At 36.7% G+C, this 13,091-nt stretch carries 9 protein-coding genes; all 9 read left to right on the forward strand.

Features of this window, described 5'->3' with window-relative positions:
- The first annotated feature begins 2 nt into the window (after positions 1-2).
- From DWX62_RS16110 to grpE, 9 genes are read left to right on the forward strand one after another with little or no spacing between them, the layout of a single operon-like run.
- The gene (locus DWX62_RS16110) at positions 3-1,757 is read left to right on the forward strand and encodes an AAA family ATPase (protein WP_022020154.1); all 1,755 of its coding nucleotides are present in this window, start codon (positions 3-5) and stop codon (positions 1,755-1,757) included.
- A gap of 2 nt (positions 1,758-1,759) precedes the next feature.
- Complete coding sequence (locus tag DWX62_RS16115; protein WP_117589549.1) at positions 1,760-3,046, forward strand: serine/threonine protein kinase; 1,287 nt, start codon at positions 1,760-1,762, stop codon at positions 3,044-3,046.
- Between the two features lies 1 nt (position 3,047).
- Positions 3,048-3,821, forward strand: coding sequence for a VWA domain-containing protein (locus tag DWX62_RS16120; protein WP_117589550.1), 774 nt, complete (start codon positions 3,048-3,050; stop codon positions 3,819-3,821).
- Between the two features lie 5 nt (positions 3,822-3,826).
- Positions 3,827-5,179 (forward strand): protein phosphatase 2C domain-containing protein, encoded by a 1,353-nt coding sequence (locus DWX62_RS16125; protein WP_158568088.1) that lies wholly within the window; start codon positions 3,827-3,829, stop codon positions 5,177-5,179.
- Between the two features lie 34 nt (positions 5,180-5,213).
- A complete protein-coding gene (locus DWX62_RS16130) occupies positions 5,214-7,421 on the forward strand; it encodes an Hsp70 family protein (protein WP_118067130.1) in 2,208 nt (735 codons plus the stop codon).
- Positions 7,422-7,444: 23 nt separating this feature from the next.
- Entirely contained in the window at positions 7,445-7,996 is a 552-nt protein-coding gene (locus DWX62_RS16135) for a LysM peptidoglycan-binding domain-containing protein (RefSeq protein ID WP_117589555.1), read from the forward strand.
- Positions 7,997-8,000: 4 nt separating this feature from the next.
- Positions 8,001-12,095 carry a hypothetical protein gene (locus DWX62_RS16140; protein WP_118067131.1) on the forward strand — a complete coding sequence of 1,365 codons (4,095 nt, stop codon included), beginning with the start codon at positions 8,001-8,003 and terminating at the stop codon, positions 12,093-12,095.
- A 41-nt stretch (positions 12,096-12,136) separates the two neighbouring features.
- Positions 12,137-12,412 carry a hypothetical protein gene (locus DWX62_RS16145; protein WP_022020156.1) on the forward strand — a complete coding sequence of 92 codons (276 nt, stop codon included), beginning with the start codon at positions 12,137-12,139 and terminating at the stop codon, positions 12,410-12,412.
- Between the two features lie 2 nt (positions 12,413-12,414).
- Positions 12,415-12,864, forward strand: a complete 450-nt coding sequence (gene grpE, locus DWX62_RS16150; protein WP_022020157.1) for a nucleotide exchange factor GrpE — start codon at positions 12,415-12,417, stop codon at positions 12,862-12,864.
- Positions 12,865-13,091 lie beyond the last annotated feature (227 nt).

Genomic DNA, 13,091 nt, shown 5'->3' on the forward strand with positions numbered 1-13,091 from the left:
AAATGGCTATCTTAAAAGAGTCGCAAATCATAGGTAATTATACTGTACAGTCTTTTATTAAAGAAGGGCTATACAATGAGACCTACCGTATATCTGACAAAGAAGGAGTTCCGTACTTCCTTAAAATCTTTGACCCTACTAGAATACCCTATGATATAAAGGATAAAGATGGCCAGATATTAGAAATAACTTTATCTAGAAAGTTAGCGCATCGTAATGTTATACAATATGTAAATGATGACATTTATGAAATGTCAAATACAAAATATCCTTATATTGTCACTCAGTATTTCACAGGAATCCTAGTAGCTGAACCATTGGTAAGGGGAAGAATTTTTCCACTAGAGCGTGCTTTAAACATTACAATAAACGCTCTTAAAGGACTTATTTACATGCATTCGAAAGGGTTATTGCACAATGACATAACTCCAAGAAATATAATGTTCAACCCTAAGCAATTAGAAGAAACTCAGCTTATTGACTTAGGGCATATCTCAGAATATAACGGTAGTGGGAATAACTTCCTGCGCACTGACTTAATAGCATTTTACCGTGCGCCTGAGACTTATTCAAACCAATTTGACTACAGATCGGATATATATTCGATTATCGCAGTACTTTACTCCATGGTTTTTGGGAAAGAACCTTGGGGACAGCAACTTCCTGAAGGGTTGGATGCAAATGAGGAAGAAAAGAGAGTCAGAACTTTAATGAACAAACCTCTTTCTTTCTCTGGAAGTTTAGATGGATGTCCATTATGGCTCCAGCAACTATTCAAAATATGTCTCAGTCCTGATCCTGAAAAGAGAATCCAAACAGCAAAAGATCTGTTAAACGCTCTTGAAACCAAGACATGTCCCAATATCTACCGCAGCGATAAAGAAGACCAGAAGGTGATAAAGAGTGGCGTCAAATCAGAGCGAGAAGCAGAACCACAGAGTGAATACAGTATACAGAAGAAAGTTGGAAATGGTTTCGCGGACGTTGCTGGAATGGATGATGTCAAGGCCATGCTCCAGCAGAAGGTTATCTTCCTCTTGAAAAATCCCAATCAGGCGAAAAAATATAAATTAACCCCACCAAATGGAATGCTACTCTATGGCCCTCCTGGCTGTGGAAAAACATATTTTGCCGAAAAATTCGCAGAAGAGGCACAACTGAACTATATCTTCATCAAAGCATCCGACATTGGAAGCACATATATACATGGTTCACAAGGCAAAATTGCCCAATTGTTTAAAGACGCAGAGAAAAATGCGCCTTCTGTTATCTGTTTTGACGAATTTGACGCTATGGTTCCAAAGCGTTCGGGAAGTGACGCAAAAAGCTTGATGAATCCTGAAGTCAATGAGTTCCTTAGCCAGATGAACAACTGCTCGCAAAAAGGAATATTCATCATTGGAACAACTAACCAGAAAGAACTTATTGACGAAGCAGTTCTTAGGAAAGGAAGACTGGATCTTCATGTAATGATTCCAGCTCCGGACAAGGATACAAGAAAAAAAATTTTCGATTTCTATCTTAAGGATAGGCCTTGTTCCGACATAGACACAAATGCATTAGCTGCATTGACAGACAATTATTCATCCAGTGATATTGCATTCATTGTAAATGATGCAGCATTAGTTGCAGCCTTCAAAGACACACCTATTGAGCAAAAAATGTTGGAAGAATCAATTCGTAACAACCCATCATCTCTTGGTCAAGCTCAACTTACACTTGCACCAAGAAGAAAAATCGGATTTAATGTACAATAACTATGGCAGAACTAGAACAAGGAACAATCATAAAACTGCTTAATGGCAAAACATGTACCGTTGACAGTGAGCTCGGCAGAGGTGGACAAGGTATTGTGTATCTTGTTGATTATTGTGGAGGAGACTTTGCTCTCAAATGGTATACAAGAGATTATAGCGATAGCTTCTATAACAACTTGAAGAGAAATGCTGACTCTGGAGCACCAAGCAATGCTTTCTTATGGCCTTTAGCTGTAACAGAAAAGCAAAAAGGTAGTTTTGGCTACATTATGAAACTTCGTCCTAGAGGATATAGAGAATTCAGTGACTTCATGCTAGCTAAGGTACAGTTTTCAAGTATGGCAGCAAACATCAATGCCGCCATCAAGATTTGTGATGCCTTTCAGAAGTTACATATCAGAGGATTGAGTTATCAAGATATGAACGACGGAAATTTTTTCATCAATCCAAGAAATGGAGATGTACTTATCTGCGATAACGACAATGTAGCTCCAGATAAGACGAATTTGGGCATCATTGGTAAAGCCGGTTATCTAGCTCCTGAGATTGTAGATCAAAAGACAATGCCGAATAGATATTCTGATTATTTTTCGATGGCAGTAATCTTATTCATCTTGTTCTATTTCAACAGGCCATTTGAGGGAAAGAAAATCGCCGGCTGCGGTTGCATGACCGAAGACATGGAAAAAGCTTTTTTTGGTCATAATGCTGTTTTTATTATGGATCCGCTTGATGACTCTAATAGGCCGGTCCCAGGATTACATACAAACGTAATAAGAAGATGGGGATTATTTCCTAAATCAATGGAAAAACTCTTCATCCAAGCATTCAGTAAACAAAGTATTCTTTTCCCTGAGAAACGTGTGATTGACAGAGAATGGATGACATTAATGATTCAATTGAGATCTATGCTATGCAAGTGTCCTCATTGTGGCGAAGAAACTTTTGTCGAGCCAGACTCTTCAAATCAGGTTTGCTTGGACTGCGGACGCAACATAGAGAAACCTATGGTTCTGAAAGTGGACAAATTTAGGATTCCATTGTTTCAAGGTCAAAAAATATACAATGTCCAATTACCTGTTGATGGCGATTTGAACGCAATTGTTGGAGAAGTTGTTAGGCACTCAATGACTAACCGACTTGGAATTAAAAATTATTCGACATTTACTTGGCAAGCTATTGACCCTGCTGGTGATGTACACAATGTTTCACCAGAAGCAGGCATGCCAATAAAGAATGAGATGAAGATTAAATTTAAAATGGGTATTAACGGATTAATCGTAAAATAATATGGGAAGATTAAACGCTCCAATTGATCAGCTTCCAAGAAAAGCGCTGACAGTATTTTTTCTTATTGACACATCTGGTAGCATGTCAGGTGCTAAGATTTCAAGTTTAAACGTAGCCATCAGAGATACTTTGCCTATGCTGGCTCAAATATCACAGGACAATTCTGACACAGAGCTCAAAGTCGCCGCACTACAATTTGCCAGCGGGTGTGATTGGATGTACCCTCGTCCGTTACCAATAGAAGATTTCGAATGGAATGATTTGGATGCAAACGGTCTTACTAGTCTTGGGGCTGCTTATCAAGAGCTCGCAAAACAACTTTCTCAGACATCAGGATTTATGCATGAAGCAAATGCTTCCTGTGCACCAGTTATGATTCTTTTCTCTGATGGTGTACCAACTGATGATGCCAAGCATGGTCTTGAAAAGCTGAAGGACAACAATTGGTTCAATGCTGCAATAAAAATTGCTGTGGCCATAGGTGATGACGCAAATAAAGATGTACTGAAAGAATTTGTTAACAATAATAGTGAGGCAGTATTAACTGTACATAATGTTGCTGACCTCAAAAAAATGATCTACCTAGTATCTGTGACAGCATCCCAAGTTGCTTCAAAGGGAGTGTCTGTAGGAGCAGATGCACCAGAATCCCGCCAAGACGAAGTTATGCAGGATATCAAGGACGCAATCAAGAAAGACTCTTCACTTAAGAAAGTAGATGTAGGTGCGGACGCTGATGACAACAAGGGCACTGACGACTGGACAAACTGGTAATGTTTATGGAATGTATTAATGTCTTCAACAAATCTATACGAGGTGCGAGCCATTTAGCTAATGGCAAACCTTGTCAAGACTACTCCATTTCTTTTAGTGAAAATGGGGTACAGATCCTTGTTGTTTGTGATGGACATGGAGGTGAAACATATTTTAGAAGTGATATTGGTGCAAAATTAGCAGCAGAAGTAACACTAGATATTTTAAAGGGATTCTCTAATTCTATGGGGGCAAACCCATTTTCTGAATGTTCCTTTTCAATAACGGCCAAACCACGCAAGAATCCTTTTGTTGACTCTGAAGGAAATCGGCTGCGTTATGAGGACATGAATGAAAGCCAGAAAGGGTATGCCAAACAGGCTCAAGCTTACACAGAAGCATCTAGTAAATGTGTAAAAGAGCAGAAACTGATGAATGAGCTACTTAGGCAGATTTACAATCAATGGAAGAATGAAATATCCATTCATTGTGATTCACACCCATTCAGTTCATCTGAACTGAGCAAGCTGAATGGCAAGAACATTGAAAAAGCCTACGGATGCACTCTGTTAGCATACCTGCAAACTGAATCATACTGGTTATCGTTTCAGATAGGAGATGGAAAAATACTCTTCTGCAATAAAAATCTTTCTTGGTCCTCTCCTATCCAAGAGGATTGTAATTGTTTTCTAAATTACACGACCTCATTATGTGATAATTATGCTATTGACGAGTTTAGATATGCATTCTGTGGAAATGGTTTTTTACCCTTCTCCGTTTTTCTGTGTTCAGATGGACTAGAAGGTTCATTGAGAACAGAAGCTAACATTCAAGATTTCTATGAACAGATTATTGAGTTATGTGCTGATGAAGAAGATGTTAATGCAGAGCTGGCCGATTATCTTCCAAAACTAAGCGAAATGGGTAACAAAGATGATATTTCCATTTCTGGTGCTGTATATATGAAGAAATCGAACATCGATGGTTTCTCGAAGAGTCTTGATATTCAGAGAAAAAAGAGAGCCATACAGAATGAAAAAATAAGTAAGAAGAATGAGTTAGACAAAATCTCGACCAAAATTGAAACACTTGAAGTTAAATTATCAAAGTACATTGAAACAAGGTCAAGCCTCAAATCTGCAATTGACAATTTCAGGCGTTCAATTCAAAGTAAAGAAAAAGAGTTTACAGATAACGAAGACATAATATCATCGATCCAAAAGGACATTCGTGAACTTCAAGAAGAGTTAAAAAGGAAAGAAAAAGATTTCAATGAGTGGGTTTTCACTGTCAAGAATGAAATAGCTTCTTTAGAAGAAGAGAATATTGACGATGAACGAAGCGAAGACAGTATTATGTCATTTTTTAAATTCTGGTAATTAGAATAAAAAACAACAAAAAATAAGTCATAAAATGGGAAAAGCAATCGGAATCGACCTTGGTACGACCAATTCGGTTGTAGCATTCAAGGATGTAACGGTCAGAACAATTCAGACCGGAGCAAACAATGAAGATCTATGTAGATCGTGTGTCGCATTAGACAAGAATGGTAATTTTCTGGTCGGTAACTCTGTATTTAATTCATGGAAAAGACATGCACCTAATATTGTAGTCTCTGCCAAGAGACTTATGGGTGCCTCCATCAACGATTCTAATGTCCAAAAGATGAAAACAAACAGCCATGCTTACCCTTTTGGTATCCAAAAATTATCAGGTGGTACAGAAGATTCTGTTGCTATTGTCTTAAGAGGAAAAGAGTATACTCCTGAACAGATCAGTGCTGAAATACTCCGAGCACTCAAAAACGATGCAGATACGAAATTAGGTGACGTTGAATATGCCGTGATAACAGTCCCAGCATACTTTAATGAGAAGCAAAAATCTGCAACAAAGAAAGCGGCTAAACTTGCAGGATTAAAGGTCCTCCAGCTCCTCGCAGAACCGACTGCAGCTGCACTCTCATACGGTTTCGACAATTTGAAAGATGATGAAGATAAGACACTCCTTATCTATGACTTTGGTGGCGGTACATTCGACCTTTCTATTCTTACTGCTGCTGGTGGTCAGTTTGTGGAAACAGGTGCTGGTGGTGACAGATGGCTTGGAGGTGACGATATTGATGCTATTTTATCCGACTATGTAAAGGATCAAATTGAACAGCAGAATGGAATCAATCTTGAAGAGCTACTTTCAGACAAGACTGACAAAGAAGTAGCAGAATTCACAGCTGGATTAAAAAAAGATGTAGAAAACGCGAAGAAGACTCTTAGCCAAAGTTCTTCTGCAACAATCATGATCTCTGACTATCTTGAAAATGAAGACGGAGATCCTTTGGAAGACATTGTTGTTTCAAGAGAAACCTTTGAGTCTTTGATTCGTCCGTTGATTCAAAGAACTATTGACCTTATTGAAGAACTTCTTGTTAAAACAAGTATTACAGTAGACGACCTATCGAATATTCTTCTAGTAGGAGGCTCATCATGCATTCCTTTAGTAAAAAGGATGTTGGTCGAAAAATATGGTGAAGAAAAAGTAATGTCTTCTGAAAAGCCTATGCTGGCTATAGCTCACGGCGCAGCTATTCTTGCAGCCTCAATGGACACCTCTAAATGGAAGGAAGATGATGACCAGAGTGTTGATGTGGACGAAGAAATTCCAGACGGTCCTATTGTCTACACAGCAAAGCACAATTACCTTATCCAACTAACGAAGAATGGAAGAAAGGAAATGGAAAGATTCATTGATGACCAAACGCCACTACCTTTCAATGTCAATAGACAGTTCAGCACCATAGTCAATAATCAGAAAATTGTTGAAGTAAAGTTATTTAGCGATGCTGAGGATGGAACATACGACAAGTTGGCATCAGGATTCTTCACAATCACTGATAACCTCCCTTCTGGAAGCAAGTTAAACTTTACATTCAACCTTGATACAAATGAGAACCTTCGTGTATCTGTGAAGGTTGTTGCAACTGGTAAGACATCTCCTGTAGTTCTTGGTAGAGGAAGTAAAGACTCTAGTTGTTTGAGTGAAATATCCAGTTCAATTGAAGACATCATGAATGATGATTCTATCTCAGACAATAAAAAAACTGCTTTTTTATCAAAAATACAATCTATAATTGTTGCCATTGAAAACAGCAAGCTTAAGTCTGATGACGACAAATGGCTTGATTTCGAGCAGCAAGTAATGACAGCCAAGCAATTTGCAACCGAGCCAGAAGAGAAGGAAAACAGACTTGGGGAAATACTGGCTACGATTCTGGTTAAGAATTTCCCTCAGTACCTTGACCCTTCAGACTTCAATGAAATGAGAGAAAAACTGGAAAAGCTTAACAAGACAAATGATTCATTCCAGAAGGAATCTCTCCAAAACGAGCTCAATGACCTAGCAACAAGTTACAGTATTTTGCTTAACATCTTCCTCTTTAAGATTATTGCGAACAATACCAATAATCCACAGGACGCTGGCAGAGCAAATTGTGCATTTGATGAGATGATGCAATCTCTTAAGACAGGAGATATAAATAACATTAGAAGAATTCAACATGAGAACGAGGACCTTTTGAAGAAGAATGTAACCGGTCTTGGTAATGCATTCTCAGCAGGTATTGGTTAATCATATATTAAAGCTAATTAATTATGGTATCAACAAAATGTCCAATATGTGATAATCCGGGTATCCCGGATTATCACTTGCAAAATGTGATTTGTCCACACTGTGGAAGTGATCTGTCAATATACAAGAAGATTAATGATGCAGCGAGATTGGATAATCCAAAGACTTCAGATCATTATTTCAACGCTAAGAAGATTCTTATAGCAACACTGGCATTTATCTGCATTGCAGCTGTTGCATCATTCATCTCATACAATGTATCAAGAAAACCTTTACTTGAGCAAATTGAAAAGATGAATACTGAAATCAACTCATTAAACGAATCTCTTGCACAAGCCAAGTCTAAAGCTCAAACAAAACCAGAAACAGCAGTTGTCGAAAACAACCAATTCATATATGAAGTGCAAAAGAATGATAGTCCATGGACCATCGTACGCAAATTTTTCGGCATTACATATGACTGGAAATCAATCGCTCAAAAAATAGCAGAAGACAACGGACTGTGGGATTATGAGAATAATACTTGGAGAGAGATTCGCCCTGGACAAAAATTAATCATTCATAATAAGAATTAGAATAATGGGACTAATATCATACATTAAGGGAGTATACTACGACCATCGGATTGAAAAAGCCGATGAACTACTCCATAACGGAAAAGAATGCGAAGCTGAAGAAATCTATAAAGAACTCTTAGGCAAGCAGTACACTGCCGTTAATAAACTTGCAAGTCTATACTATGCACAGTTCCTGAGAGCAGGAAACGAAGAGGATACAAACAAGGAGATTCATTTATTCAAATGTATCAAGTCACTCAGTTCTCAAGGTAACAACAATTATGATATTAAGTCTTACAATTCTACGGTTGATACAACCGTAAGGACCATGTTGTCCAGGGCAAATGCTCTTTTTAATGTAGCCAAATATCAGAAATGCCTTGATCTGATGTCTGCTGTCAATAATTCAGATAGCAAATCTTCTGATAGTATTAATCTTGCTTGCGAAGCAAATATAATGCTTCTCATATCTAAGATTAAAACCATATCTGTATCGTCTATAGAGTTCAAGACCTCTCTCAATCAGCTGAATTTAGAATTTAATTCACTTGGGAAGAGCATTAAACGATGTGAACAGACAGTTGAACTTTTTGCCAAAGAACTCATAGACGGAAAGCGATATTTAGCTGCAAATAAGCTTCTGGAAAGCATTACAAATAGGAATCACAAAGATGTATGTCTAAGCAATGCGGCTTGTATCATTGACCAAAAGGACACAGAAGCTTCCTCCAATGATTTGAAAGAGGTCGTATCCAAATATGGAAAAGAACTTTCAATTAACTACAGTCAGAAAAGCGATGAATGTATTCGCTTCTTCAATCAATGTTGGAAGGTTTCTTCATCCGATCAGTTCGTCATGGATGTTTTGACCGCAAAAAAAACTGCGTTCCTTCAAGAAGAAATAATTAAGAATATATTATCCAACCATACAGCATATCTATCAAAACCATCGTTAAAGAAGTTATTCATTGATTGGATCCAGAAGTTTTCTGATAAAATAGAATCTTTGACTTTAACAGAGAAGATTCATAATCTAGGATATGATGTAAAGGAGTACTACCTTAAAAAAGTCCAAGAAGTTATTTCATCATTGAATAATGAGGACAAACTACCATACATTAATCATGCCTTAACTCTTTTCCGCAATAACACTACCATGCTTATCAAGAAACTTGAAATTGCAAGATGGTATGTATCACATAACAAGAATGATGAAGCAATTGTTCTAGCAGATGAGATAGGAAACCTAATAACTGGGGCATGTTTAGTTAAGGCCGAAGCTTTGTTCAACAAGGCCAAGGTTGAAACAGATCTAGATAGAAGAGTAAAATTATTAAGAGAATCACTTTCATCAATAACTTCAACAACAGGAACTGGAAGCAGTAAACTAATAGAATCTGTTAATGAATTATTCATTGACACAGCTGAGCTATATTATTCTGTGAAAGATTCAGATAAAGCCTACGCAATTCTTCATGAGCAGTCTAACTTAGGTTCAGAAAGATCGCAAAACTTAATTTCCTGCTATCGACTCAAAGAGATAACTGGACTGAACGCTGAGAATAAGGAAGAATATATAGAGAAAGTAATAACTGAGATTGCGACTTTCAACAACCCATCAAGACTTAATGATACTTCATACCAAAATATATGGGATGAATTATCTATTGTAACTCTCAACAAAATACAAAGTTTGAGCAATCAAGAAGCAATTAATCTGCTTGAAAGATATATAAATAGAGTTGACAAAGAATTCACAGATAAAACTATAGTAAAAAAAAGGAAGGCCAATGTAATAAAAGAGCTGATCAAGAGAAAATACTTAATTGCACGTGAGTCTGAGTTGGCTTCTAATTTTACATCTGCAGCTAATATTTATCATGAGATTAGTACCCTAGAGGCTAAGAAAATACCAACACTAGCGGTCTTACGCTTTATTCTTTGCAAACTTAAGGATTATCAGAATTCTGACATCCTCAATCATAAGGATAATATTTATTCCGTAATGAGAAAAGCTTCAGATACATTCATGACGGAAAAGAAAGATATTGCTTATCGATTTGCCTTGATTCTGCTTAAATCAGGAGATATAGACGAATCTTTAAGCGTGCTGTCAGAGTTTCTTCCTGAAGAAACATACCTGAAAAAAGCATGCGAACAGGGGTACATTGCTAAAGCTTTATCAAAACTTGATGAATTCAATCATAATTTAGAGTTGATTAAAAATAGAGAAATGTCATCGGATGACGCAATCTATTTCATTAATCATATGCTGGACTATGCAGAAGAGATTAAACCTGTATTAGAAATAAGTCGTCCAGTTTTGAGTAGATACCGTAACAAAATTAAAAATTACGCTATCTCTAAACTCTTTGATGAAGGAAAATATAATGTGGCTTTTGAAAAGCTGAAAAAAGTTCATTCTGATTATCTTGACAATCTTACAGTCTTAAGAAACATTGCCATTGTATGCTTAAACATGGCAGAGTCTGAACAACTAAATGATTCAAATTATAAAGAAGTTATTTCTGTATGGTTGACCGCAATTTATCAGGAAAAACTATTTATAAAATCCCTTGACTACACATCTTGGGATAACAGTTTCACGTTCAGCTTGTATGATGCTTTTGGCCATTTCAATGAAAACACTGTTGGAAATCTGCCAGAGAACGTTATTCTTGAATACGACAGTGATGAAAAAGTTGTAATGATTAAAGAAGTCCAACGTTCTTTACTTGACAGATTTGAAGCAGCAATTAGTGAGAACCAGAAATATCACATATTCTTTACTGAACAAAAGAGTTCGATGGATGCTCTAGTTGAATTGAATTTGGATATTAAATGCAAGTTGGTTGCTCCTTACCTTGCGTCATCATCTGAAGACATATTTGAAGACATTACTGAAGCACTAGAACATGACCGTAAGGAAGGTTATGATAATTGGGAGGATGTATTGGCTGTAGGAGTAGACTATGGACTACAAAACTCAATTTACAATGATTTCAAAACTGCGAATCAATATTTTAGTGAGTGCATAGAAGCTCTAGACTCAATGCAGATAACAAAGACCAAGAATGCATTTATCCAGTCAAAACTTAGCCTTATTCAAAGATTTAATAAGAAATATAAGGCTTTGCTTTCATACACAAGTTCAAAAATATCATCATTATCAGCTGAGAATAAGGCTGATTTCAAGAATGGATTCGGTCAGTATTCTGTGGTTTGCAACGAGCTTAAGGATGTGACTTTGTCGTATTCATTCTCAAACTATGTTATGAGATATGTTGTAGAGGAAGTTAATGAAAAACGTATGTCAAAAGAGGATGCTTCTGAATGCATCTTAACAGTACATCTTCTTGACAAGACAAACACTAGAGTAAACGATAACCTAGCTACATTATTATCTTTGCTTATGCAAGAGTATGCTCAGGAAGGAAGAAGCACGGCATTAACATCAATTAAAAACATATTAAGTAAGACCAGAAGCTGTGATTCATCATTAGACAATGATCTTGTTGAACAACTTGCTATTTTAGCTCTTATATCAGACCACGAAGATCGCCTATCTGCTATATCTTCAGGTATAAGTTCATATTCAAGCGGGACTTCAACATTCGCACAAAAACTTAATGCCAAAGTAACCGAGGTAAAGGTTAATAAAGAGTTAAATGAAATCGTAGAAAGAGTCAATAATAATTCTATTAACAAATCTCAAGCTCTTACTAAGGTTTATGACATATACTGCAAATACCCAAACAACAGTAGAATCTGCGAAAACCTTTCAACATTGTGTAACATGTGTATAATGGAATATGTCATCGGTGATAAGTATGGAAAATCTGGTGTCAAATCAATATTGGATAAGTTGAAAATCAACAAAAGTGCAGAATTCAACAAGCATTGTTCTGTTTTCAAAAAAACACATAACGAAATTTGGAATCAATTGCCATTTGATGCACAGCAGTTGTTAAAGGGTGCTGGGCTTTCATACGGTCAGACTCTCAATGACAAAGGTTATGCGCTAAAGGAAGGCCTTGAATATTATAGGAGCCTTGGAGGTTTTTCTCTTTCAACTTTTGATGATGACATATTCTCCATATTGCATCATCATCATTAAAAATAAACTTAATTCATTATTAAATAACGTAATTTATAAAAATGAAAAATCCATACGAAATATTAGGTGTGTCGCAAGATGCCAATAATCCACAAATACTTAAGGCTATGACAACGGCTATGCGAAAAAAAGAGTATTCTAATACAGACATTGCCCAAGCCAGAGCTCAATTGAGCAAGCCAACTACAAGACTTGCTGCCGACTTTACTTTTCCTATATTTGAATCATATGAAGGATTAAATCCGCTGGTCTCAGGTGTCGTGCTTGAAAACATAGATATTAACACAATTGATTCTGAAGTATATAACTCGCTATAAATATGAATGAGGAATACCAAAAAAGCATTGAAGAAGAGATTACTCTAATTAAAAGAGAGAATCTTAAGCTAAAGAACGACATGGAGGAAATGATTATTACCAATGAACGCAAAATCGATGAGATGATAAGCGAGTTCATAAAGGTAATAGATTCCTTCGATAAGTCAGAGACTGTTGTTAAAGAGAAAGGGTTGGATCAAGAAGAAACGTCCCAAAAGGCTATCAAAAGAATGCTCCAACCCAAAAAAGTTGCAGCTACCATTTTGGATAAATATGACGTACATAAAATCGATATCCTTGGTAAACCTATTAACGAAGACATTTGTACAATTGTCGAAACTGAGCCAGATTTAGAACAAGAAGATGGTATTGTAATTTCAATAGAAAAAGATGGATACACAAGAGGAAATAGACTCATCAGAAGGGCTGAAGTTGTAGTTATAAAAAACTAGATTTCATTAATTTGGGGTATCACCAACACTTGTACGGAATGCTGGTGATACCCCAAACATTCCTGATGCACTATGATTTTGATTCAAGCCTGTCACTTGAAGTAAAGTAAGCATTCGGTAAACCACGTTGTAAATTTTGTGAATTAGTTCCTAATCGGCGCTATTTGTTGGCGAAAACGGAGCATACCCACCCACTTAGAACGGCATAATCCACCCACAATTATTGC

This window comes from Bacteroides sp. AF20-13LB, assembly GCF_003603065.1.
Lineage (GTDB): Bacteria > Bacteroidota > Bacteroidia > Bacteroidales > Bacteroidaceae > Bacteroides > Bacteroides uniformis.

Bases quoted from the DNA above. Each gene is read 5' to 3' on its own strand.
- DWX62_RS16130 (WP_118067130.1), top strand. From the start codon at position 5,214: ATGGGAAAAGCAATCGGAATCGACCTTGGTACGACCAATTCGGTTGTA.
- DWX62_RS16135 (WP_117589555.1), top strand. From the start codon at position 7,445: ATGGTATCAACAAAATGTCCAATATGTGATAATCCGGGTATCCCGGAT.
- DWX62_RS16125 (WP_158568088.1), top strand. From the start codon at position 3,827: ATGGAATGTATTAATGTCTTCAACAAATCTATACGAGGTGCGAGCCAT.
- grpE (WP_022020157.1), top strand. From the start codon at position 12,415: ATGAATGAGGAATACCAAAAAAGCATTGAAGAAGAGATTACTCTAATT.
- DWX62_RS16140 (WP_118067131.1), top strand. From the start codon at position 8,001: ATGGGACTAATATCATACATTAAGGGAGTATACTACGACCATCGGATT.
- DWX62_RS16115 (WP_117589549.1), top strand. From the start codon at position 1,760: ATGGCAGAACTAGAACAAGGAACAATCATAAAACTGCTTAATGGCAAA.
- DWX62_RS16120 (WP_117589550.1), top strand. From the start codon at position 3,048: ATGGGAAGATTAAACGCTCCAATTGATCAGCTTCCAAGAAAAGCGCTG.
- DWX62_RS16110 (WP_022020154.1), top strand. From the start codon at position 3: ATGGCTATCTTAAAAGAGTCGCAAATCATAGGTAATTATACTGTACAG.
- DWX62_RS16145 (WP_022020156.1), top strand. From the start codon at position 12,137: ATGAAAAATCCATACGAAATATTAGGTGTGTCGCAAGATGCCAATAAT.